Source organism: Pseudomonas sp. LBUM1640, from assembly GCF_059716225.1.
Genome location: NZ_CP166816.1, coordinates 4,830,840 through 4,853,768 on the forward strand (window position 1 = coordinate 4,830,840; position 22,929 = coordinate 4,853,768).

18 protein-coding genes are annotated in these 22,929 nt (G+C 60.2%); 7 read left to right on the top strand and 11 right to left on the bottom strand.

All coding sequences use genetic code 11. The annotated features are described in order from the left end of the window. Positions 1-29: 29 nt before the first annotated feature. Positions 30-4,856 (bottom strand): NEL-type E3 ubiquitin ligase domain-containing protein, encoded by a 4,827-nt coding sequence (locus ACA065_RS21235; protein ID WP_497691383.1) that lies wholly within the window; start codon positions 4,854-4,856, stop codon positions 30-32. A gap of 216 nt (positions 4,857-5,072) precedes the next feature. On the opposite strand from ACA065_RS21235, the gene mnmC reads away from it, so the two are divergent. From mnmC to ACA065_RS21260, 5 genes are all read left to right on the top strand, one after another. Then, positions 5,073-7,064, top strand: a complete 1,992-nt coding sequence (gene mnmC, locus ACA065_RS21240) for a bifunctional tRNA (5-methylaminomethyl-2-thiouridine)(34)-methyltransferase MnmC2/FAD-dependent 5-carboxymethylaminomethyl-2-thiouridine(34) oxidoreductase MnmC1 (RefSeq protein WP_497691384.1) — start codon at positions 5,073-5,075, stop codon at positions 7,062-7,064. A gap of 143 nt (positions 7,065-7,207) precedes the next feature. Then, on the top strand, positions 7,208-8,980 hold the full coding sequence (locus tag ACA065_RS21245; protein WP_497691385.1) for an N-acetylglutaminylglutamine amidotransferase: 1,773 nt from the start codon (positions 7,208-7,210) through the stop codon (positions 8,978-8,980). 3 nt (positions 8,981-8,983) lie between these two features. Continuing rightward, entirely contained in the window at positions 8,984-10,732 is a 1,749-nt protein-coding gene (gene ngg, locus ACA065_RS21250; RefSeq protein ID WP_497691386.1) for an N-acetylglutaminylglutamine synthetase, read from the top strand. A gap of 180 nt (positions 10,733-10,912) precedes the next feature. Then, positions 10,913-12,097 carry an osmoprotectant NAGGN system M42 family peptidase gene (locus ACA065_RS21255; protein WP_497691387.1) on the top strand — a complete coding sequence of 395 codons (1,185 nt, stop codon included), beginning with the start codon at positions 10,913-10,915 and terminating at the stop codon, positions 12,095-12,097. A 75-nt stretch (positions 12,098-12,172) separates the two neighbouring features. Then, positions 12,173-12,400 (top strand): YheU family protein, encoded by a 228-nt coding sequence (locus ACA065_RS21260; RefSeq protein WP_053257215.1) that lies wholly within the window; start codon positions 12,173-12,175, stop codon positions 12,398-12,400. Between the two features lie 8 nt (positions 12,401-12,408). On the opposite strand, the gene csrA is transcribed toward ACA065_RS21260, so the two are convergent. After that, complete coding sequence (gene csrA, locus ACA065_RS21265) at positions 12,409-12,600, bottom strand: carbon storage regulator CsrA (RefSeq protein ID WP_497691388.1); 192 nt, start codon at positions 12,598-12,600, stop codon at positions 12,409-12,411. 187 nt (positions 12,601-12,787) lie between these two features. Next, entirely contained in the window at positions 12,788-13,603 is an 816-nt protein-coding gene (locus tag ACA065_RS21270) for an SDR family oxidoreductase (protein ID WP_497691389.1), read from the bottom strand. Between the two features lie 328 nt (positions 13,604-13,931). Here ACA065_RS21270 and ACA065_RS21275 point away from each other — a divergent pair, with 328 nt between their 5' ends. Continuing rightward, on the top strand, positions 13,932-14,084 hold the full coding sequence (locus ACA065_RS21275; RefSeq protein ID WP_003236711.1) for a DUF3309 family protein: 153 nt from the start codon (positions 13,932-13,934) through the stop codon (positions 14,082-14,084). A 53-nt stretch (positions 14,085-14,137) separates the two neighbouring features. On the opposite strand, the gene ACA065_RS21280 is transcribed toward ACA065_RS21275, so the two are convergent. The 5 genes from ACA065_RS21280 to ACA065_RS21300 form a co-directional block, all read right to left on the bottom strand. Then, complete coding sequence (locus tag ACA065_RS21280; protein ID WP_497691390.1) at positions 14,138-16,225, bottom strand: LTA synthase family protein; 2,088 nt, start codon at positions 16,223-16,225, stop codon at positions 14,138-14,140. Between the two features lie 409 nt (positions 16,226-16,634). Then, the gene (locus ACA065_RS21285; protein WP_177019048.1) at positions 16,635-16,826 is read right to left on the bottom strand and encodes a PLDc N-terminal domain-containing protein; all 192 of its coding nucleotides are present in this window, start codon (positions 16,824-16,826) and stop codon (positions 16,635-16,637) included. A gap of 67 nt (positions 16,827-16,893) precedes the next feature. Continuing rightward, positions 16,894-17,424, bottom strand: coding sequence for a hypothetical protein (locus ACA065_RS21290; protein WP_497691391.1), 531 nt, complete (start codon positions 17,422-17,424; stop codon positions 16,894-16,896). A gap of 41 nt (positions 17,425-17,465) precedes the next feature. Further along, complete coding sequence (locus ACA065_RS21295) at positions 17,466-17,981, bottom strand: ankyrin repeat domain-containing protein (RefSeq protein ID WP_497691392.1); 516 nt, start codon at positions 17,979-17,981, stop codon at positions 17,466-17,468. 141 nt (positions 17,982-18,122) lie between these two features. Further along, complete coding sequence (locus tag ACA065_RS21300) at positions 18,123-19,949, bottom strand: long-chain-acyl-CoA synthetase (RefSeq protein ID WP_497691393.1); 1,827 nt, start codon at positions 19,947-19,949, stop codon at positions 18,123-18,125. 395 nt (positions 19,950-20,344) lie between these two features. On the opposite strand from ACA065_RS21300, the gene ACA065_RS21305 reads away from it, so the two are divergent. After that, on the top strand, positions 20,345-20,623 hold the full coding sequence (locus ACA065_RS21305; RefSeq protein ID WP_497691394.1) for a DUF3509 domain-containing protein: 279 nt from the start codon (positions 20,345-20,347) through the stop codon (positions 20,621-20,623). A gap of 61 nt (positions 20,624-20,684) precedes the next feature. Here ACA065_RS21305 and ACA065_RS21310 read toward each other — a convergent pair whose 3' ends face one another. The 3 genes from ACA065_RS21310 to ACA065_RS21320 all read right to left on the bottom strand — a co-directional run bounded on the left by ACA065_RS21310 (position 20,685) and on the right by ACA065_RS21320 (position 22,868). Then, complete coding sequence (locus ACA065_RS21310; protein ID WP_497691395.1) at positions 20,685-20,954, bottom strand: response regulator transcription factor; 270 nt, start codon at positions 20,952-20,954, stop codon at positions 20,685-20,687. Positions 20,955-21,177: 223 nt separating this feature from the next. After that, positions 21,178-21,708 carry a 1,2-dihydroxy-3-keto-5-methylthiopentene dioxygenase gene (locus ACA065_RS21315; RefSeq protein WP_497691396.1) on the bottom strand — a complete coding sequence of 177 codons (531 nt, stop codon included), beginning with the start codon at positions 21,706-21,708 and terminating at the stop codon, positions 21,178-21,180. After that, the gene (locus tag ACA065_RS21320) at positions 21,705-22,868 is read right to left on the bottom strand and encodes an MFS transporter (protein WP_497695397.1); all 1,164 of its coding nucleotides are present in this window, start codon (positions 22,866-22,868) and stop codon (positions 21,705-21,707) included. Before ACA065_RS21320 ends, ACA065_RS21315 begins: the two co-directional genes overlap by 4 nt. Between the last annotated feature and the right edge of the window lie 61 nt (positions 22,869-22,929).

Consider the following 22,929-nt stretch of genomic DNA (forward strand, 5'->3'; position numbering starts at 1 on the left):
TGCCGTGGATCAATGACCGGGCCCGAGGGCTAATTCCCGGGAACATGGCAAATACCCAGGTCCTGATGCCTCAACATCTGTTGTGTCAGGCGCTCCACCACCTCAGTTATTGCCTGCCGGCGAGGCGAACGCAAGGCTTCCATCTGCGTGAAGTACTCCCCGTCGGTGAGGTTCTGGCTGTTCTCAAAGAGTGTTTGCTGCTGCGTATCAAAGGGCTCAGTCGCCGAACGGAATGCGCCGGGAAATTGCTGTTTGAGGTGGGCTCTCCAGAACGCCAGCTGGGTAATAAAACGCAAGAACTCCGGGGACAGTTCTGCCGTGCGCACTTGGGACTGCGCGACGTCCAGGCCGCTGCTGGTCACATTGGCAAACAGTGCAAAATTCATGTGCTTGGGCTGCCCCGGTAGTTGCAGGGCCTCGGCCAAACCGACCCGGAATGCCAGGCTGACTTCCAGCGGGTCTATGGAAAAGTTCTCGACCGCGTAGGTCGCCGCAATTTTTTCCAGTTCACTGAGGCGAAACAAACCTCGGCTCAAGTCCAACAGCGCACCGGAATTGCTCTGCGTGCGACCGGCCTGAAGCGTCGCCTTCTCGATCTCTTTCAAGACCTCTATCTGACTGAAAATCTGTGCCGTGCCATCCGAGCAGTTCGTCGGATGAGCCGCCAGTTGAAAGACCCGCTCGCGCAGCGCGATGCTGTCATGGGTCGCCTGCAGCACCTCCCAGACCCGCCGGGCCAAGTCCTCGCGCACATAGCGACTGTCCGCAGTACCGCCCAGTTGGGCCAGCAGTTCGAACAACGGCGTGGATTCAGGATCATCACGAAGGTTGGCCCAAACGCTACGTTTGTGAGCATCTCGGCTGGCCAGTTCCTGCGGCAACCATAACGCCCGGGCCTTCAACTCGGTCATGCGTGATAAATCGTCCTCTACATACCCCATGCCGATACCAACGTCGTCGCGATAATTCACGAGTGCCGTTACCGTCGAACTGGATAACGGGTTACCGCCCACATCAATCGACTGGCTGAAACTACGCGGCGTGGTGAACAACCACTCGGGCAACACGGTGATCCTGTTGCCGCGCAGGTCCATTTGCTCAAGCCCGGCCAGCCGCCCGAGCCCCAGGGGCAGGTCGGTGATGTGTGTGTCCTGCAATAACAGGGTATGCAAGTCTCGCATCTTGCCGACATCCACCAGCTTCTCAAGCGGATTGTGGCTCAGGTCCAGCAGGCGCAAAGCACTCAGGTCAGCCAGTTTCAGGCGGGTGTACTCGGTGAGGGCCAACCGGTTGCGGGGCATCGACAAACTCTCGAGGTCAAACATGCGAGAGAGTATTTCCGGTAAGCGGGTCAGGCGGTTTCGGTCCAGGTCCAGGCGCCTCAGCCCCTTAAAACACTTCAGAAAATAAGCGACGTCATCACCCAACCGCATGTTTTTAAGCGACAACTGCTGGACATGGTCGAAGCGAATCTCGGCTGGTAGCGTGGGCAACGAACCAACGCGCATCCCGTCCAGGCTCAAACTGGCAACGGACGCCTGGTGCTCATCCAGAGCAAAGCTCTGACGCCGCCAACAGGCTTCAATGCGTTCTGCCACTTGCTGGCGGCTATCACGAATGTCGCTTAAGCCGGGCTGTTTTTCCATGCCCTGGGTATCGGTCTTCCAGTGCTTGAGCAGCGCTCGCAAATGATCGAGTTCTGCCTTCAAACGCTTTACCGCCGTGGCCCGGGAAAGATGGTCAGCACCCAATGCCATCAGCAGCGAAGACACCTGCGCATCGTTGAACAGGGGGTACAACCGCTTCACCTTGCGTACCAGCGCGGGAGGGTGAGCCAATGGCCCCGTCGGCGAATCGGCCATTTCACACGGCACTGCCTCTGGCACTGGCTCGCGCACTCTGCTGGAAAAAGCCTCGGCAGCCAGCTCCCGCTCACCCTTCGCCTGGGTGAAACTCATGTACCGCAATCGCCAGAGGTTACTGGCGTCTTTAACCGGTAGCCCCAATGCCACCCGCTGGCTTTCCATCAACGCTGAGTCGAGCGCCTCGAACAGGCCGTCCGTTCCGGCATAAGGGCCGCCGATGCTCAGGCCGTTGTCATTGAACGTTTCAAACCCTGCGTCCGACCGGACCACCACTCGCCGCACGCTAGCCCCTTTGAGCGCGCCCACGGCTAATAAGTCGCCCTGTGGCGAGCCCTGGCGCAGCTCAAGCCGCAATTCCCTGCCCCAGCCCGCCACAGACGGCAGTGACCGGACCGCGATAAGCGCGGTGTCCAGACCGGCCAACTCGGGCTGCTCAAACCCCATCAAGGCGCGGTCCAGGCGTTGCTCGCCAAGGGCACGTTGCACTGACTCGGCCAATGCCATGGGAATACGTTGATTATCGCGCAGGGACTCACGCTGCACGGTTGAGGCCTGGGCCATCAATTCGCGCACCAACGTACAGGGCAATTGCGGATAGGTGCGCCTGAGCAATGCCCCTTCTGACGGTTCGGGCCCGTCATAGGCCTGATACAACTGCTCAAACAGCGGCTTGCGGTCTACCTTCAGATGCGCGACCAACCGACGCGCAAGTACCGTGTGCTCCTGATCGGCCGCAACGCCCTCTCCCAGCAAGGCGATCTTTTCTGCCTGATCCAGCCCGGCCAACAGCACGTCAAACACTTTCCCCTCACTGAGCGTCTGCTCGGGGACCGTCAAGCGCAGGTCTGCCTTGTTAAAAGGTGCGCTGGCGGGGTAACGCGCCCTGACGCTGCGCTGTGCATCCAGCACCTCAAAATAGCGGCCCACGGGCCACCCTTCTAACAGGGGCAGCGCGTGCATCTGCACGGTTGAGTTTTCGATGCTCGGGGAGGCTGCGCTTTCCAACTGCCAGATCAAATCGCGAATGGCCTCGTCCAGCCTGAAACGCTCATACAGGTCGCGAAAGCGTGCGGGAAAGGGCAAGCATTCCTGGGCCTGATAGGCTCCCCAATCATTGGGCTTATCCATGATGGCCTTGATTTGGAGAAGTTTCCTCGCAGGGAGCGAGGAGCCGGGGCCTGACGGTTCCAACCGTGAAAAGAGATATTCCGGATCCACCCACTCATCCGGCTTTTCGAACGCAAAACGCCAATACCCTTCACCGTTATGCAGCAATTGCGGGCGATAAGCCGTCTGCCGCACCGGGTGGCTGGCGCGCCATCGATCCAGTTTCGAGTCGAACGAAACCCGGTGGACACAATGATTGACCACGACGTATGAATGACCCTGCACCGTGTAGATTCCCGAAGCCTGCGCAACCTTGTCTTCAAGGCTCTGATCATGGATGTACTGCATGAAATTGGGGTGCCACAGCCGCAAATTGCCGTCCGCCGGGCGAACCACCTCATACTGGCGAAAAAAGTTATCCAGGTTAAGACCGCTACGCGTCATTGCCGAACCGACAACCTTGGTCCCCGCCGCGAACAACACCATCGAGGTGATGTTTTCGGCTACCGCAGCCAACTGCTTGAACGCCTCTTCCTTATCACCACGGCGCCAGTCTTCAATGCCCTCGTAGAGCTCGCCGAGGATCTGGCCGACCGCCACGCCTGTCATCAATAGACCCAACTCCGGAACGACAAACCCGGCGAGGTTGAGCACCGTCAAACCGTCGTCCAGATACGCCTGCAAGCGCTGCTCGCGGACCGCCTCGTCCACGTCGGCTACCGGTACAGCCAGGGCCCGCGCATCCGCTTGCAGCTTGGCTGCGTAAGTGTCGAAAAAATGCCGCGCCAGGCAGACCTTAATGGGGTTTTCCTCCAGCGTTCCCAGGCTATTGGCTTGCTCAAAACGAGTGAAGAACCCGACCCGGTCGCCCTGGCTCAGATACCGAGTAAAGAAGGCACGATACGCGGCCCCTCCAAGCTTGCGCTTGAGGTAGACCTGAAAGTCATCAAGCGAGGAATACTCAAAGAATGGCCGTTCTGGTTCAGTGGGCATGTACACCACACAAGGCTCTTGCGGGTATTGCACAATCGAGCGGCCGGAGAACACAAGCACGCTCCACAGGCAACCGCCCTGGGTATTCAACCCTTGCCAAATGACCGGGCGCCCTTGAAACAAAACCCCAGCAGCCTGCGCCTGGGCCGGTTTCAGGTTGCGGTCGAGCAAAGCACACAACATCTCGTAGGTATTCTTTGCAATATCCCCGCGCATCAGAGCAATGTGGGCGTCGATTTTTACATCGAGGATTTTCATCCGGCCGATATCAGTCGCAACAACATTGACGTAGGGCTGATCACTCGTCGGGTCGTTGCCCAGTTTCAACACGTCACTGATGTGCTGCTGGTACAAGTGGCCAAGGTCCAGGGTACGGCACCCCTGGGCAAACGCGTGGGGTGTAAGGCCAATGACCCCACGAGCAGCGGACCCCGACTGCAACAACGACCCCGCCGGATAGTGTTGCGCTCGAGTTTCATCCTCTGAAAAGTTCTGCATCGCCACATGCAGCAGGCTGTCCTGCACCAGCCTCACGGTTTTCACATACTGCAGGGGCAGGACTTCTTTCTCGTATTCGTTAACAGCCCGAATAAAAAGATCTTTTTTGGGTTCCACCGTCAGTTGCCATCGTGTCTGGCAGTAATCCTTGAGCCGCTGACTGCAAAACTCGTCCAGCGCCTGCAAGGGTTTCATTCGTCCGGCGACGTTGGCCTGGGCATCTGCGACCTGCACGGCGTCTCTCGTCAGTGCATCCAGCACGCCGGGCGGCGCATTGACCATCCAGCCCGGTAGCTTTTTTTGCAGCACTTGGGCCTTGTCCAGATCGCCTGTCATCTCCAGTAAGGCAGCTTGTAACTGCCTCTGAGTCAATTGGCTCAGCTTGTTGTTCAAATCATCCTGGGGCTGCATCAGCAACATCCTTTATTGCCTGAAAATCAAGGAATTACGATACCGCAGCGGCCTGCACCGAATTAACGCTGATTGTTGATGGATTGAAGGAGGCGCACAGCAGGTTTTTCCATGCAAAAACTACAGGGCTACCACCTGGGATCAGCCCTCTGGCCTGTGATCGGCTAGAATGGCCGCCTTGCCTTTACCGAGCCGCCCATGACCCCCATCACCCACGCCCAGCTCGACTGGGATGACCAAGGTCGCCCGCACTCGCGGGTGTTCGACGACGTGTATTTTTCCGACAAGTCGGGCCTTGAAGAAACCCGCTATGTGTTCCTTGAACAGAACCGTTTGCAGGAGCGTTTTGCTGCCTTGCCGGCAGGCGGGCGGTTGGTGATTGGCGAGACCGGTTTCGGCACCGGCTTGAATTTTCTCTGCGCCTGGCAGCTGTTCGAGCAACACGCGGTGGCCGGTGCGCGCCTGCATTTTGTCAGCGTGGAAAAGTACCCGCTAAGCCACCTCGACCTGCAACGCGCCCTCGCCCTCTGGCCGGAACTGGCGCCCTTCGCCGAGCCGTTACTGGCGCAGTACATCGCCATCCACCCAGGCTTCCAACGCCTGGTGCTGGACAACGGCCGCGTCACCCTGACGCTGTTGGTCGGCGACGCCCTGGAGCAATTGCCGCAACTGGATGCGCAGGTCGATGCGTGGTTTCTCGACGGCTTCGCCCCGGCGAAAAACCCCGACATGTGGACCGCCGAGCTGTTCGCCGAACTCGCGCGCCTGGCCGCGCCGGGTTCAACCATCAGCACCTTCACCAGCACCGGTTGGGTACGGCGCCTGATCAACGCGGCCGGGTTCAAGATGAAGCGCACGCCCGGCATCGGGCATAAATGGGAAATCCTGCGCGGTGCGTTCCTCGGCTGGCCCGAAGACGCGCCGCCACCGGCCAAAGCCAAACCCTGGTTCGCCCGCCCAGCCGCTATCGACGGCGATCGCCACGCCCTGGTCATCGGTGGCGGCCTGGCCGGTTGTGCTAGCGCCGCCAGCCTGGCCGCGCGGGGTTGGCGCGTGAGCCTGTTGGAGCGCCACGCCGCGCTGGCCCAGGAAGCGTCGGGCAACCCGCAGGGCGTGCTGTACCTCAAGCTGTCGGCGCATGGCACCGCGTTATCGCAGCTGATACTCAGCGGTTTCGGCCACACCCGGCGTTTGCTGGAGCACTTGCACCGCGGCATCGATTGGGATGGCTGTGGCGTGTTGCAACTGGCGTTCGACGCCAAAGAGGCTCAGCGCCAGGCGCAACTGGCCGAGGCCTTTGCGCCAGATTTACTGCACCTGCTGGACCGCGCTCAGGCGCAACAACGGGCCGGCATCGACCTGGCCCACGGCGGCCTGTTTTTCCCGGAAGGTGGCTGGGTGCACCCGCCGGCGCTGTGCCAATGGCAGGCGGCGCATCCGTTGATTGAAGTGCTCACCCATCACGACGCCCTTGAGCTGCACCGGGTCGACGACCTGTGGCAGGCCCGCGACGGTGACCGCGTGCTGGCGAGCGCCAGTGTGGTGGTGCTCGCGGGTGCCGCCGAGATCAAGCGCTTCGCGCCCAGCGCCGACTTGCCCCTCAAGCGTATTCGCGGGCAAATCACCCGGTTGGCGCAAACAGCGGCGAGTGCGACCTTGGCCACGGTGGTCTGCGCCGAGGGCTATGTGGCGCCGGCCCGGCTGGGTGAACACACGTTGGGCGCGAGTTTTGATTTCAATAATGAAGACCTCACGCCCACCGTCGCCGAACATGCCGGCAACGTGGCGATGCTGCGCGAGATTTCCCAAGACCTGCTGCAACGCCTGGGCGCCGACCACCTGGCGCCCGAACACCTGGAGGGCCGCGCTGCGTTTCGTTGCACCAGCCCTGACTACCTGCCAATCGTCGGGCCATTGGCCGACCAGCAAGCGTTCCAACAGGCGTATGCCGTGCTCGGCAAAGATGCCCGGCAAGTACCGGATACGCCCTGCCCGTGGCTGCCGGGTCTGTATATCAACAGCGGTCACGGCTCACGCGGGCTGATCACCGCGCCCCTGTGCGGCGAGCTGTTGGCCGCGTGGCTGAGTGACGAGCCACTGCCGGTTCCGGCCAGCGTGGCCGAGGCCTGCCACCCGAATCGGTTTGCCCTGCGCGCATTGGTTCGAGGCAAGCCAGCGGCACGCAAATAGCGGGATTAAAGGCATCGCGGCTATTTGCCTTATAACTTATCGGTCTAAAACTCCACGGATAGCACTGGGTCAGTTTCTGGGTACGCGCCCTTCGGGCGTATTGAGTATTGACCCTCCCCAACGGAAAAACCGGTAAGGAATTTATGTGCGGATTAGCTGGAGAATTACGTTTCGATGCCCAACCTGCCGACCTGGCAGCGATTGAGCGCATCACCCATCACCTGGCCCCACGCGGCCCCGACGCCTGGGGCTTCCACGCCCAAGGGCCGGTTGCCCTGGGCCATCGGCGCCTGAAAATCATGGACCTGTCGGACGGCTCAGCCCAACCGATGGTTGACGCCCAGCTCGGGCTGTCCCTGGCCTTCAATGGTGCCATCTACAACTTCCCGGAATTGCGTGAAGAGCTGGAAGCCCTGGGCTACGCCTTCTATTCCGGCGGCGACACCGAAGTGCTGCTCAAGGGCTACCACGCCTGGGGCGAAGCACTGCTGCCCAAACTCAACGGCATGTTTGCGTTTGCCATCTGGGAGCGTGACGCCCAGCGCCTGTTCATCGCCCGTGACCGTCTTGGGGTCAAGCCTTTGTACCTGTCGCGCACCGGCCAGCGCCTGCGCTTTGCCTCGGCCTTGCCGGCACTGCTCAAGGGCGGCGATATCAACCCGATCCTTGATCCGGTGGCGCTCAACCACTACCTGAATTTCCACGCTGTGGTGCCAGCACCGCGCACCTTGCTGGCCGGTATCGAAAAACTGCCACCGGCAAGCTGGATGCGCATCGACGCCAACGGCACCACCGAACAAAAAACCTGGTGGACGCTGCCCTACGGCCCACATGACGATGAAAAAAACCTGACCCTGGAAGACTGGACCGACCGCGTGCTCGACAGCACTCGCGAAGCCGTGGCCATCCGCCAACGTGCCGCCGTAGATGTCGGCGTGCTGCTCTCCGGTGGTGTCGATTCGAGCATGCTCGTCGGCCTGCTGCGTGAAGTGGGCGTGCAGGACCTGTCGACCTTCTCCATCGGTTTTGAAGATGCCGGTGGCGAGCGTGGCGACGAGTTCCAGTACTCGGACCTGATCGCCAAGCACTACGGCACCCGTCACCACCAACTGCGCATCGCCGAAAGCGAGATCATCGAGCAACTGCCTGCGGCGTTCCGCGCCATGAGCGAGCCGATGGTCAGCCATGACTGCATCGCCTTCTACTTGCTGTCGCGGGAAGTGGCCAAGCATTGCAAGGTGGTGCAAAGCGGCCAGGGCGCCGACGAGCTGTTCGCCGGTTACCACTGGTATCCGCAAGTCGACGGCGCCAGCGATCCGTATGCAGCCTACCGCGATGCGTTTTTCGACCGCAGCTACGATGACTACGCCGCGACCGTGGCACCGAAATGGCTGACCGCCAATGACGCTGCCGGTGACTTCGTGCGTGAACATTTCGCCATGCCGGGTGCCGATGCAGCGGTGGACAAAGCCCTGCGCCTGGACAGCACGGTGATGCTGGTGGACGACCCGGTCAAACGCGTCGACAACATGACCATGGCCTGGGGCCTGGAGGCGCGCACGCCATTCCTGGATTACCGCCTGGTCGAACTGTCGGCCCGCGTACCCGGCAAATTCAAACTGCCCGACGGCGGCAAGCAAGTCTTGAAAGAGGCGGCGCGCCGGGTCATCCCGAGCGAAGTCATCGACCGTAAGAAAGGCTACTTCCCGGTGCCGGGCCTCAAGCATTTACAGGGCGACACCTTGAACTGGGTACGTGAACTGCTGCTCGACCCGAGCCAGGATCGCGGCCTGTTCAACCCCGCCATGCTCGACCGCCTGTTGACCGACCCGCAGGGCCAACTGACCCCGCTGCGCGGCTCCAAGCTGTGGCAACTGGCGGCGCTGAACCTGTGGCTCAGCGAACAAGGAATCTGATGAATGAAACCTCTTGCAGCGGCTTACAGCCAACGCTTGCTGAAGGGCCAGGCGCCGACCTACGAGCGCCTGCAAGCCCGCCTGGCTGAAGATGGCAGCCCACTGAGCGCCGAACCGATTGCCGTGCATTGCGGCTGGGGGCGGTTGTTGATCGGGCATACCTTCCCGGACCCCGCGAGCCTGGCTCAGGAACTGCTCAACGAGCAGCCCGGCGAGCGCGACATCGCTCTCTACGTGGCTGCCCCCCAGCAGATCCTCGGGATTGATCCGCAGCAATTGTTCCTTGATCCGTCCGACACGCTGCGCCTGTGGTTCAGTGACTACCGCCCCGCTACTCGCGTGTTTCGCGGTTTTCGCATTCGCCGGGTACAGACCGAGGCCGACTGGCTGGCGGTCAACCAGCTGTATCAGGGGCGAGGCATGTTGCCGGTCGACGCTGAACGCCTGACGCCGCGCCATCAAGGCGGGCCGGTGTATTGGCTGGCCGAAGATGAAGACAGCGGCGCGGTGATCGGCAGTGTGATGGGCCTGAACCATCAAAAAGCTTTTCAGGACCCGGAAAACGGCTGCAGCCTTTGGTGCCTGGCCGTCGACCCGCAGTGCACACGCCCCGGCGTAGGTGAAGTGCTGGTGCGCCACTTGGTCGAGCACTTTATGAGCCGTGGCCTCAGCTACCTCGACTTGTCGGTGTTGCACGATAACCGCCAGGCCAAAAGCCTCTATGCCAAATTGGGGTTTCGCGCGCTGACCACCTTTGCGATCAAGCGCAAAAACGGTATCAACCAGCCGCTGTTTCTCGGCCCGGGGCCGCAGGCGGGGTTCAACCCCTACGCACGGATCATTGTCGAGGAAGCCCATCGTCGCGGCATCGATGTGCAGGTGGATGACGCCGACGCCGGCCTGTTCACCCTCAGCCATGGCGGGCGCCGTGTGCGCTGCCGTGAATCCCTGAGCGACCTGACCAGCGCTATCAGCATGACCCTGTGCCAGGACAAAAGCCTGACCCACAAGGTGCTCAAAGCCGCCGGTTTGAAACTGCCGCAACAACAATTGGCGGGCAGCGCCGACGACAACCTGGAGTTTCTCGACGAACACTCGCGCATCGTGGTCAAGCCGTTGGACGGCGAGCAAGGCCAGGGCGTGGCGGTGGATTTGCAGACCATCGAAGAGGTGCAGAACGCCATCGAAGCGGCGCGTCAGTTCGACAGCCGTGTGTTGCTCGAAAGCTTTCACGAAGGCCTCGACCTGCGCATCCTGGTGATTGGTTTTGAAGTGGTCGCCGCGGCGATCCGTCGCCCCGCCGAGGTGACCGGTGACGGTCAGCATTCCATCGGCGCATTGATCGAAGCCCAGAGCCGTCGTCGGCAAGCGGCCACCGACGGCGAAAGCAAGATCCCGTTGGACGCCGAAACCCAACGCACGCTGCACGCTGCCGGTTACGACTACAGCAGCATCCTGGCGCGTGGCCAAACCCTGGCCGTGCGCCGCACCGCCAACCTGCACACGGGTGGCTGCCTGGAAGATGTGACGGCGATCCTGCACCCGACGCTGGTGGACGCCGCCGTGCGTGCTGCCCGCGCGCTGGATATTCCCATGGTCGGCCTGGACCTGATGGTGCCGGCCGCCGACCAACCCGAGTATGTGTTTATCGAAGCCAACGAACGGGCCGGCCTGGCTAATCATGAACCGCAACCGACTGCGGAGAAGTTTGTGGATTTGTTGTTTCCGCACAGTCAGCCGACGGCCCAATAACCTGTGGCGAGGGAGCTTGTCGAATCGTCGCACCGTCCCGCTGGGCTGCGAAGCAGCCCTGAAACCGGCCACCGCGCTTTAACTGAAAGAACAGGGTGAATTGACTGGGGCTGCTGCGCAGCCCAGCGGGAGCAAGCTCCCTCGCCACAAAAAAGCGCCCTTATCTCATCAGGAGTTTCCATGACTCGAACCATCCCCGAACCGGACCTCAACTACCTGCAAAAAGTGCTGCTGGAAATGCTCGCCATTCCCAGCCCAACCGGGTTCACCGACACCATCGTGCGCTACGTCGCCGAGCGCCTGGAAGAACTGGGTATCCCGTTTGAAATGACCCGGCGCGGTACGATTCGCGCGACCCTCAAGGGCCAGAAAAACAGCCCCGACCGTGCGGTATCCGCGCACCTGGACACCATCGGCGCCGCCGTACGCGCGATCAAGGACAATGGCCGCCTGACCCTTGCCCCCGTCGGCTGCTGGTCCAGCCGTTTTGCCGAAGGCAGCCGCGTCAGCCTGTTTACCGATAACGGCGTAATCCGTGGCAGCGTGTTGCCGCTGATGGCCTCCGGGCACGCCTTCAACACTGCCGTGGATGAAATGCCGGTGAGCTGGGACCACGTGGAATTGCGCCTGGATGCCTACTGCGCCACGCGGGCCGACTGCGATTCCCTAGGCATCGGCATTGGTGACTATGTAGCGTTCGACCCACTGCCCGAGTTCACCGAGAGCGGGCATATCAGCGCGCGCCACTTGGACGATAAGGCCGGCGTCGCCGCGCTGCTTGCCGCGCTCAAAGCCATCATCGACAGCGGCGAACCGTTGCTGATCGACTGCCACCCGCTGTTCACCATCACCGAGGAGACCGGCAGTGGCGCGGCCGCCGCCCTGCCCTGGGATGTCAGCGAGTTCGTCGGCATCGATATCGCCCCGGTCGCACCCGGCCAGCACTCCAGCGAGCATGCGGTGAGCGTGGCGATGCAGGATTCCGGTGGGCCGTATGACTATCACCTGTCCCGCCACCTGCTGCGTTTGGCTTCCGACAACGACCTGCCGGTGCGTCGCGACCTGTTCCGCTACTACTTCAGCGATGCGCATTCGGCGGTGACCGCCGGCCATGACATCCGCACGGCGCTGCTGGCATTTGGTTGCGATGCGACGCATGGCTACGAGCGCACGCATATCGACAGCCTGGCGGCGTTGAGTCGCCTGCTGGGCGCCTACATCCTCAGCCCGCCGGTATTTGCCAGCGATGCGCAACCGGCCCAGGGTTCGCTGGACAGGTTCAGCCATCAAATCGAGCACGAGACGCAGATGGAAAGCGACACCCGCGTGCCGTCCGTGGACAGCCTGGTCGGCCAGAAGTCCTGAGGCTGGCAACACCGGATACTGGCAACTCGGATCCCGGCGCAGTAGCATCGCCGGGATTCTACCTCTGAGGCTTGTATGCTGATTCCCTACGACGCACTTGAAGTCGACACCCTGACCCGCCTCATCGAAGACTTCGTGACCCGCGACGGCACCGACAATGGCGATGAAACGCCGCTGGAGACCCGCGTACTGCGCGTGCGCCAGGCGCTGACCAAGGGCCAGGCGCTGATTGTGTTCGACCCTGACAGTGAGCAGTGCCAATTAATGCTCAAGCACGATGTGCCCAAGCATCTGTTCGACTGAGGCGTGTTCTAGGGGTTGGTGTGCGGTTGCGTGGCTTGGCGTTCGAGGATTTTTTGATACACCTCGGCGCGGTGCACGTTGACCCCGGCCGGCGCCTGGATGCCGAATTTTACTTGGTTTCCGTTCAGCTCGAGAATGTGCAGGGCGATGTCATCGCCGATGGAGATGATTTCGCCTACAGCGCGGCTTAAAACCAGCATGGCGGTTGTCCTTTTGGAGTGACAGGACCTTGACCATGCGCGCTTGGATGGGGGGCGACAATGGGCCGGTGTTAAATCAGGCCAGGCCTACGCTAGCAGGTAATTTGCCTGACAGACATAGGTTTAGATTTGATCGTTCCCACGCTCTGCGTGGGCATGCCGCCCCGGACGCTCTGCGTCCCGCTCATCAGCCCCGAACGGCCTGCGCCTTGGCCCGCATCTTGTCTGCCATGCTGGTCATCTCGTCATACAACAACTGCGGACTCTTTTGCTTCAACGCCCAAGCCATCCGCCCCTGCTCATGGGGCAAAATCATAAATTCACCCTCAGCCACCCGCTGGTAAATATAGTCAGCAATGTCCGCCGCCGAAATCGGCGAACTCTCCAGCAATTTACCTACCTGTGCCTTCATCGCCGGAGTAGGCCCGCGAAACGAATCCAGCAAGTTGGTCTGGAAAAACGACGGGCACACCACATGCACCCCGACTTCCTGCTGCTTGAGCTCCACCAGCAAACTCTCCGACAACGCCACGACACCCGCCTTGGCCACGTTGTAGTTGCTCATCGCCGGCCCCTGCATCAACGCAGCCATCGACGCGATGTTAATAATCCGGCCCTTGCTCTTCTCCAGCAGCGGCAGAAACGCCTTACACCCCTTGACCACCCCCATCAAGTTAATCGCAATCTGCCAGTCCCAGTCCTCCAGGGACAACTCGGCAAAAAACCCACCCGAGGCTACCCCGGCATTGTTGACGATCACATCAACGCCGCCCAACTTCACCTCGCACGCCTGGGCAAACGCGGTGAGCTGGCTGTAATCACGCACATCGCAGCGCTGGATAAACCCATCGCCACCCGCCTCGCGCACCCGCTTGAGGGTTTCCTGCAAACCCGCCTCACTGACGTCCGACAACGCCAACTGCCAACCTTCACGGGCCCAGCGCAGAGCGATTTCGCGACCCAGGCCGGACCCGGCGCCGGTGATCATCATGCGATTTTGCATAGGAAAGCTGCCTTGTGGTTCACGGAAGAAGTGATCGGCAGTGTAGCGAAGGTTTTTCCCGTACCCACGCACCATCCAATTGATGAATGCCTCGGGCAAACCCGCGGCCGGGTGAGAGAACGACTTATAGCGTAAGTTCAATCTTTTTCAACTAATACGGCGTAATTGCGAACGCATTAAAAGAAATAAGCAAGTTTGCAAAATGCTTTAAAAAACCAGGGAATTTTCTGCTCATCGGTACAGTCGGAGTTATTAAGGCGTCCGTATTAAAATGACGGCCTATCGTTTAACAACCGGTCTTTACAGAAGGCCTATAAGGAAAAAAACTATGAGCCTCATTCTGATCATAATCCTGATCCTGCTGCTGGTAGGCGGTCTGCCAGTATTCCCGCACTCACGTAACTGGGGCTATGGCCCATCGGGTATTCTGGGCGTTGTCCTGGTCGTCCTGGTGGTGCTGTTGTTGCTCGGTCGGATATAAAGTCCGCACAAAAAAAGAGGCCTCAATGAGGCCTCTTTTTTATGGCCGGTTAGTTAGTCCGGCTTGCCGTCAATCACGCCGGCGGTGTTATCCAACAGGCTTTTGGTGGCGGTCTGCAGGAACGCCTCAAGCTTGTGCTTCAGCGCCGCTTCGTCCGGTGACTCAGGAATGACTTTGCCGGTCGGGTTAGCGCCCAGTTCGTATTCCCACAGCTTCGGTGGCATTTCCTTGGGCAGTACCAGGATGCGATCTGCAGTGACCAAGGCCACTGTCTGGTCGCTGCCCGACGGCTTGATCACGCCAAAGCCCTTGTCGCCTTCCGGCAGGTTCAGCAGGTCACGGCCCCAGCACTGGTGCAAGGTGTCGCCACCCAGGCGGCCCATGATGGTCGGCACGATGTCGATCTGGGTGCCCACGGTGTGGTCACGCTCGCCGAACTTCTCCTGCATGCCCGGTGCAATCATCAGCATCGGCACGTTGAAGCGGCCCAAGTCCATTTCGGTGATCTGCTGCTCGTTGCCGAAACCATGGTCACCTACGATCACGAACAGGGTTTCTTTGAAGTACGGCTCCTTGCGGGCCTTTTCAAAGAACTGGCCCAAGGCCCAGTCGGAGTAACGCATGGCCGTCAAATGCTCGTTGAGGCTGCCACGGTCGGTGACTTTCTCGACCGGCAATGGCGTCGGCAACGCGTACGGCGTGTGGTTGGACAGGGTTTGCAGCAGTGCGTAGAACGGCTTGCCGCCTTCGCGGGCTTTCAGCTCTTCCAGGCCACGGTTGAACATGTCCTGGTCGGACACGCCCCACGTCGGGTCGGAAAACACCGGGTTGACGAAGTCATTACGCCCGATGAAGTTGGTCATGCCCTGGCTGCTGAAGAACCCCGACTGGTTGTCCCAGGCGAAGTCGCCGTTGTAGACATACACGTCGTCAAACTTGCGGGCGCTGAGCAACTGCGGCAGGCCCGACAGCTTGTGGCTGCCTTCCGGGGTCTGCATCAGGTATTCAAAACCCGGCAGGTTCGGGAAGCACGCCATGGTGGCGAACATGCCCTGGTGGGTGTGGGTGCCGTTGGAGAAGAAGCGGTCGAACAGCAAGCCTTCCTTGGACAACTTGTCGAAGTACGGCGTGACGTTGCCTGGGCGACCCAATGCGCCCACCGAGTGACCGGCGAAGCTTTCCATCAGGATCACCACGACGTTCTTGATCGGCAGGGTTTTCTCGGCCGGTGGCGTGTAGTCACGGCGCACGGCGGCGGTGTCGGTATCCACCAGCTTTTCTTGTGGCAGTACCAGCATGTCGCGCACGGTCTGGGTGGCCAGCGGTTGGTCGAGGGTGGCTTTCCAGATGTTGGAACGCTCTTCGGAGAAGCGCGACTTGGCCGCGGCGATCAACGACAGAGTGCCGTTCAAGCCCAACTGGTTGGCGAAGTTCGATTCGGTGGTGTAGACGTCACCCCAACGCAGGGGCGGGCCTTGGCGCAGGGTGCCACGGATGGCGACCACGGCGATCAACAGGCAAACCACAAAGACGGCGATGCGGCTGTACCACGGTGCCACTTGGCGCGTGCCGATGCTGCCGCCGCTGAACGGGCCACGTGGGCGCGTTGCACGGTCGGCGCCCTTGAAGGCGATGCTCAGGATCAGCGTGCCCACGGCCCAGGACAGCAGGTAACGCACCACCGGGAACCCGTACCACAGCATGCTCATCACGGTTTTCGGGTCTTCCTTCACATACTGGAAGACCAGGCCGTTGAGGCGCTGGTGGAACTCGCGGTAGAAGTCCATTTCCATCAAGCCCAGGAACAGGGCAATGCTGGACACGACGGTCAGCCACAAACGGAAGAACCCGCGTGCCGCCATCGCCCTGACGCTGAACAAGGCCAGCAGCAGCGGGACCAGCGCGTACATCACAAAGCGGATGTCGAAGCGCGTGCCGTTGACGAACGCTTCGAGGAAGGTCGAGGCTGGCGTGTCGAGGATCATCTCGCGGTTGTAGACCAGCAGCGCCAGGCGCAGCAGGGAGAACATCACCATCATGACCAGTGCGCAAAGCAGCGTGTACGCCAGATGGGATTTGACGGTCGGTTGCAGCAGGCGATTAGAAGCTCGCTGCTGACTCAGGGCGTCCGGGTTTGCCATGTCGTTTCAGGACCCATTGGAAGTTTAAGTTGCGAAAAAATGCAGAGGCGTCCGTCCCTCGCCCAGGCTGGCTGGGGTAGGCGGTTAACGCGATGGCGCAAATGGTGCCCGATCAACGGCATCAACGCTATTAATTACTGAACGTGCGCCGCGACACTGCCTTTAATGACACTTGAGTGAGTGCCTTGGCAGCGCCATAAACCGGCGGATTGTCTTGGAAAAGATGTGAAAAATCTGTGCAGCGAATAGTTTCGACACACAAAACTTAAGGCCGCACTGAAAAGCAATGTGGGAGCGGGCTTGCTCGCGAAGGCGGTGGGTCAGTCAGCTTATCTGTAACTGATGCACCGCATTCGCGAGCAAGCCCGCTCCCACATTTACTGTGCCCACTCCAAATGGAGTGAGGTAGTCAGACCCGCACATTCCCCCGCGGCCCGGCAATCGCCCAGATGATCAAGCCCAGTACCGGCAACAACAGGATCAACAGGATCCACAGCACCTTGGCGCCGGTGCTTGCGCCGCTTTTGAACACGTTGATGATCGCCCAGATATCCAGCACCAGGATGATCAGGCCAATCAGGCTATTAAAAGTGGAACCCATGGTGTCGCTCCTAAGTGAGGGCATGCACTTGTAGGATAGTCAGGCCTGGCGGGGGTTCCGTTTTATTTCAGACGTGCAGGGCTACCCGCAGTGCTTCCAGGGACGGTTCAGCCTTGATGCCGACTTCCGCGCACAACGCCACTACGCGCGCCAGGTCGTTGCCGTACACCAACACGACCTGGATCTCATCATCCAGCAACTGACTGAAGTTCAGCAGCACGTAGCCGCCGTCTTCGGGGCTTAAGGCGCTCATCTGGATCTGGATGCGGTTCAGCGCAGTGAGGTCATCAGCTTTGGCCAATTGCTTGGGCTTGAGGTTGAACGCCACCCCTGGGCCGAACGAGGCGACGATCTGTGCAAACAGGTCGCCATAGCTGTCGGCCTGAAACAACACGGTGTCGGGCAAGCTACCGACGACGACCCACTCCCCCAGAGCAATCGGAAACGTGTCGTCGTAGTTGATATCCGGGTTGGCCGCCAGAAAGGCTGCCGGGTCGGCGTAGGCCTGGGCCGCTTCCGCGGCGATGCGCGCTACCTCGTCTTCGCCCATGACGCCGGCGCTGATTTTGCTGATGAGTTCGACGAGGGCGGTTTGCATGGGGTGATCCTGTGGCGAGCTGGTTTTTGAGGGCGCGTAGCCTACACCAGTTTGTGCAATTGCGCCGTCGTATCCACCGCGCCCATGGTCTGTGCCGCCGCCAACGCGGTCGCGCCCTGGGCATCTGTGGCCTTGGGGTTGGCGCCCTGGCTGAGCAGGTAGTCGACCATTTCTACACGGTTGAACATCGCCGCCATCATCAACGCCGTGCGGCCGTCCGAGGAGGCCGCGTCTACCGGCGCGCCGCCGTCGATCAGCGCCTTGACCACCGGCAGATTGCCTTTGAACGCCGCACCGGCCATTGGCAGTTGGTTCTTGTCGTTGGCGATTTGCGGGTCGGCCTTGAATTCCAGCAGCACTTTTACCGCATCGGCATGGCCGTGATAAGCCGCGAGCATCAGCAAGGTGTCGCCATTATGGTTGCGCAGGTTGGGCGGCAAGCCTTTGGCCAGCAGTGCGGCGAGCATGGCGGCGTCGCCTTTGCGGGCCACGTCGAAAACTTGCTCGGCAAATTCAGCGGCTTCGTCTTCGGTCATTTGTGTAGGCTGGTCTGACATGTGGGGCTCCTTGTCTATGTGCTTTATAGGCGCCCAGTGTCGCGATGGAGTTCCCCACTGTCATGGCTTTTTTGCCAAAAGCCGCCATAGGCAGAATCAATAATGCTGCTTTTAATAACGCTGCCTTTAATAACGCTGCCTTTAATAACGGAAGTGCCCACCCTGAATCTGCGTCAACAGCTCATCCGTCACCGGCACATAGCAGTCCGAACCCGGCAGCCAGGCATACACCGGATCGTTACCGGCCTTGTCCGGGTCGAAGGCCTCTTCCTTTAGCCGTACTTTCTGGTATTTGAAGGTGCCGGTGGTTTCCATCTTCACCTTGATGCGCAGGAACAACGGCACCGCGTAATGCGGCAATTGGCCGTGGGCGAATTGCAGCAGTTCACGCATATCCAAAGAGGCCAAGGATTCGCTTGGCGTGATGGCAACCATGCCCGCACGGCCATTGGTGTTTTCGATCTCAACACCGTAAGCCACCACCTCGGCGATCTGCGGGTGTTGCAGCAGCACGTTCTCCACTTCAGTGGTCGAGACGTTTTCGCCCTTCCAGCGGTAGGTGTCACCCAGGCGGTCGACAAATTGCGCATGGCCAAAGCCAATGCTGCGCAACAAGTCGCCGGTGTTGAAGTAACGGTCGCCCTTCTCGAATACGTCGGTCAGCACCACCTTGCGGTTCTTTTCCGGGTCGGTGTAGCCGTCAAACGGCGATTTTTCATCGATCCTCGCCAGCAGCAACCCCTGCCCGCCCGTTTGCACCTTGCGCATGAAACCATCGCGACCACGGACCGGTTCACCCGCTTCGTGGGAGTAGTCCACCAGCGCCCAGTGCTGCAGGCAGAAGCCGATGGTGTTGTCGAAGTTCAGCACGTTGGTGAAGCCAATATTGCCGTCACTGGCGGCATACAGTTCGCAGATATGTTCAACACCATAGCGTTGCTTGAACTGGGCCCAGACGCCGGGGCGCAGGCCATTGCCGACCATTTTGGTCACACTGTTGACCAGATCCTGAGCGCTGGCAGGTTGATCGAGCAGGTAGCGGCACAACTCACCAACGTACCCCAAGGTGGTCGCGTTGAATTTGCGCGCGTCGTCCCAGAACTGGCTGGCGCTGAATTTACGCCGGATGGCGAACCCCGACGCGCCGACAATGGCCGAGCCCCAGCACACGCACAGACCGGTGGCGTGGTACAGCGGCAAGGTGCAATAGAGGACGTCTTGCGGGCCCATGTCCAGGGCGATACTGCCGAAGCTGACGGCGGTTTTGGTCCAGCGCCCGTGCTTCATGATGCCGGCTTTGGGCAAGCCGGTGGTGCCCGAGGTGTAGATGTAGAAGCATGGGTCGTTGAAGAAGATTTGCGCAGTGCTGGCGGGGTTGTCCACTGGGCACTCGGCGCTCGCCGCCATCAGGTCGATAAAACCCTCGGGCACCGCGCCGGCCTGTTGATCGGCGACAAACCAGGTCTTGTCCGCCGGGAGGCCCACTTGATCACGCACCACCGTGTAGGCGGCCACCAGTTCCGCGCCCACCACAATCGCCACCGGGTTCACCAAATTCAGGCTGTGCACCAATGCGGCCTGGGTTTGCGAAGTGTTGAGCATGGCGCAGATGCCGCCGAGCTTGGCCACGGCCAGCACGCTCAACAACAATTCAGGGCGATTTTCGATAAACAGCGCGACGACATCACCTTTGCCGATGCCTTGAGCGTGCAAGTGATGGGCAATACGGTTGGCTCGCCCATTGGCTTCGCGGTAGCTGAGTACGCGGTCGCCGTATAGCAACGCAGCACCGTCAGGGTTGCGCAGGGTGGCCTGTTCGAAATGCCAACCCAGGCCGCAAGGCTGCTCGGGGTCGGTGACATTCGCGGCGCGCATGCCGCGTACCACGCGTGGCAAGGCCCGAACAATCGCGGGCACCTTACGCAGTATCTTGCCCCAGGTGATCATGTCGTCTTGCTGATGGCTCATGGAGGAACGTCCTTTTTCTTATTCTTCGTAGGATCCAGAAACAGCGTCGGTCCTGCAGGCAGGAGGCCGAATGCCTTGCAGAAAAATACGCCTGACGTTCTTCGGCTGTACACGCAGGATTTGAAAAGTTTTGTATCCCGGGCCGACGCCCGACAAAAATGGAATTGCGCGCGGCATTAGGCGTCTTTATCGGTAAGGGAAGCCCGAATCGGCTGGCACCGATAGCGCAAAATGCAGGATGCACGATGGCCATTCATGCAATTTGCACGAAACCGAAAATTCTAATTTTTTTTAAGCCACTGATTTATAACGACTTTCTTTACAACCCAATACTGGCACAATCACTGCACCTATCACTCCATGCTTGCCAACTTGAGCCAACGGAGCTGATAGACATGAGCCTGATCCAAGATAAATTCGCTTCTGTATTCTCCCAATACGACGTCACCACTCAGCCACGCCCAGACGGCGGGATCCTGTTGACCCTGCGCAACAGCGAAGGCAAACAGGTCAAGCGTTCGATTTCGTATCAACAGCTGCACACCGCTGACCAACTGACCTGGGTAATCAGCGCCATCCGCCGCGACCTGGCCGAACAAGCCAGCGAACTGCCAAAAATTTCGATGCTGCAAAGCCAGAACCGCTTTGCGCTGCCGACTTACCATTCGGCGTAAATAACCGATATGAAAAAGGGCCGCGACGCCATTGAGCGTCGCGGCCCTTTTTTGTATCCATTCAGCACAGCCCCTGGCGGGTGGCCTCATTCATCGCCTGCACGCGGTTGGTAACTTCCAACTTGCCGTAGATATTACGCAGGTGGAATTTCACCGTCGCTTCTGAGGTGGCGCGAATCTGGCTGATTTCCCAGACGGTCTTGCCTTCAGAGGCCCATCGTAAGATTTCCAGCTCGGTCGGTGTGAGGGGCTTGCCGACCAGGCTCAAACGCCTTCTCACGAACATCGGCTCGGCAACCGGCGTACGACACGACTCCTCTGGGCCACTCATTGATCTCTCTCCTTTAGTCATAGATCCCATATCACCTTTCTGATTCCTGCTATTGACAGGTGATATAAACATCGAGTCAGGAGAGAGTTACATACCGAATGGATTTAAAGCATAGGTCGCCGCATAAACAGCTACGGCCTACAAATAACTAAGCCTATTCCCACAGCAAATGCCAACTTGCCTGAGTTGCAGAATCAACTACTTGTGCTTAGCCAACTCTTGCTCAGTCATCCAGTCCTGGAAAACCAGCGGCAATATCACCGCCGGTGAATTCAGGTTCACAGCCTTCAGCGGTGTTGAACAGGCGCAGCGTCACACAATGCGGGTTCTCGCCGATGTCGAACCAATGCGGTATTCCCGACGGAATGACCAGCAGGTCGTTTTTCTCACAGCGTACGGCGTAGACATAGTCGCCCACGTGTATGGCAAATAGGCCCGCGCCGGCGATAAAGAAGCGCACATTGTCTTCGCCGTAGCGGCGTTCCTCGAGGAACTTGGCACGCAATTCGGCTTTCTGCGGGTGGTCACCCAGCACACGGAACACCTGTGCAGCACCGTAGCCGAGGGCATCGATCTGCGGCTGGTACGCTGCGATCATTGCAGCGTCGCTGGCGCCCTTCTCGATAGGTGCCGGCTGCCAGCGTTCAAACCGTACACCCTGCTCGGCCAGAGCCGCGGCGATATCCTCGAAGTGGGTCAGGACCTTGTTCGGGGTGTCGGGTGTGGCAACGTGGTAAACAGCGACATAACTCATTGCTCGGTTCCTTTATTCGGTTCTTGCAATCGAAGGCCAATGATAATGGCGGCAGCCAGGGCCGCGACGCTGGCGATACTGAAGGTCAGGGTCGGCCCCAACAGGTTCCAGCTGTAACCGGCATACAACGCCCCTAATGCGCCGCCGGTGCCGGCCAGCGCGGCATACAACGCCTGGCCCTGGCCTTGCTGGCGACCATCGAAGCTGCGTTGTACAAAGGCAATCGCCGCCGCATGAAAGCTGCCGAACGTAGCAGCGTGCATCACCTGCGACAGCAGCAGCACCCAGAAAAATTCGGCGAATGAGCCCAGCAACAACCAGCGCACAGCCGCCAACAGGAAACTCGCCAGCAGCACCCGACGCACCGAAAAGCGCGTGAGGAGGCGGCTCATCGCCAGGAACATCAGCACTTCCGCCACCACGCCCAGGGCCCAGAGCATCCCGATCACGCCACGGCTGTAGCCCAGATGTTCGAGGTGCAGGGTGAGGAAGGTGTAATACGGGCCATGGCTCATTTGCATCAGCGCCACGCAGGCATAAAACGCCAGTACGCCGGGGCTGCGCAATTGCTTGAGAAAACCGTCACCGGCCAGGCGATTGCCGTGGCTGGCAGGTTGCGCGTTGGGCACCCACAGGCTGGCGCCGATGATGCCGGCCATGATCACCACGACCACCACCGGGTAGATGTCCAGGCTCAGCCAGTCGAACAGGCGCCCCATGATCACCACAGTGAGGATAAAACCGATGGAGCCCCACAGGCGGATCTGGCTGTAGCGCGAGGTCTGCTTATGCAGGTGGGCCAGGGTGATCACTTCAAACTGCGGCAATACGGCGTGCCAGAAGAACGCGTGCAGCGCCATCACCAGGGCCAGCCAGGCGTAGGTCTTGCTGATGAAAATCAGCGAAAAGCTGGCCAGGGTGCAGACTGCGCCAAAGCGCACGATGGCCAGGCGGCGGCCGGTGTAGTCGCCGAGCCAGCCCCACAGGTTCGGCGCCACGCAGCGCATCAGCATGGGGATGGCCACCAGCTCGCCGATGCGCGCGCTGGAGAACCCCAAGTGATCGAAGTACAACGCCAGGAAGGGTGCCGTCGCCCCGAGCAGGGCGAAGTAAAAGAGGTAGAAGCTGGAGAGGCGCCAGTACGGGAGGGCTGGGGTCATGTTGTAAGGGGCGGCTTCGCAGCCCAGCGGGACGGTGCGACGATTCGGCAAGCTCCCTCGC

Excerpts from the sequence above, each read along its gene's own strand:
- ACA065_RS21245 (WP_497691385.1), top strand. The coding sequence starts at position 7,208 with ATGTGCGGATTAGCTGGAGAATTACGTTTCGATGCCCAACCTGCCGAC.
- ACA065_RS21300 (WP_497691393.1), bottom strand. The coding sequence starts at position 19,949 with ATGAGCCATCAGCAAGACGACATGATCACCTGGGGCAAGATACTGCGT.
- ngg (WP_497691386.1), top strand. The coding sequence starts at position 8,984 with ATGAAACCTCTTGCAGCGGCTTACAGCCAACGCTTGCTGAAGGGCCAG.
- ACA065_RS21310 (WP_497691395.1), bottom strand. The coding sequence starts at position 20,954 with ATGAGTGGCCCAGAGGAGTCGTGTCGTACGCCGGTTGCCGAGCCGATG.
- ACA065_RS21320 (WP_497695397.1), bottom strand. The coding sequence starts at position 22,868 with ATGACCCCAGCCCTCCCGTACTGGCGCCTCTCCAGCTTCTACCTCTTT.
- ACA065_RS21260 (WP_053257215.1), top strand. The coding sequence starts at position 12,173 with ATGCTGATTCCCTACGACGCACTTGAAGTCGACACCCTGACCCGCCTC.
- ACA065_RS21290 (WP_497691391.1), bottom strand. The coding sequence starts at position 17,424 with ATGCAAACCGCCCTCGTCGAACTCATCAGCAAAATCAGCGCCGGCGTC.
- ACA065_RS21270 (WP_497691389.1), bottom strand. The coding sequence starts at position 13,603 with ATGCAAAATCGCATGATGATCACCGGCGCCGGGTCCGGCCTGGGTCGC.
- ACA065_RS21305 (WP_497691394.1), top strand. The coding sequence starts at position 20,345 with ATGAGCCTGATCCAAGATAAATTCGCTTCTGTATTCTCCCAATACGAC.
- ACA065_RS21295 (WP_497691392.1), bottom strand. The coding sequence starts at position 17,981 with ATGTCAGACCAGCCTACACAAATGACCGAAGACGAAGCCGCTGAATTT.
- ACA065_RS21275 (WP_003236711.1), top strand. The coding sequence starts at position 13,932 with ATGAGCCTCATTCTGATCATAATCCTGATCCTGCTGCTGGTAGGCGGT.
- csrA (WP_497691388.1), bottom strand. The coding sequence starts at position 12,600 with ATGCTGGTTTTAAGCCGCGCTGTAGGCGAAATCATCTCCATCGGCGAT.
- ACA065_RS21280 (WP_497691390.1), bottom strand. The coding sequence starts at position 16,225 with ATGGCAAACCCGGACGCCCTGAGTCAGCAGCGAGCTTCTAATCGCCTG.
- ACA065_RS21315 (WP_497691396.1), bottom strand. The coding sequence starts at position 21,708 with ATGAGTTATGTCGCTGTTTACCACGTTGCCACACCCGACACCCCGAAC.
- mnmC (WP_497691384.1), top strand. The coding sequence starts at position 5,073 with ATGACCCCCATCACCCACGCCCAGCTCGACTGGGATGACCAAGGTCGC.
- ACA065_RS21255 (WP_497691387.1), top strand. The coding sequence starts at position 10,913 with ATGACTCGAACCATCCCCGAACCGGACCTCAACTACCTGCAAAAAGTG.
- ACA065_RS21285 (WP_177019048.1), bottom strand. The coding sequence starts at position 16,826 with ATGGGTTCCACTTTTAATAGCCTGATTGGCCTGATCATCCTGGTGCTG.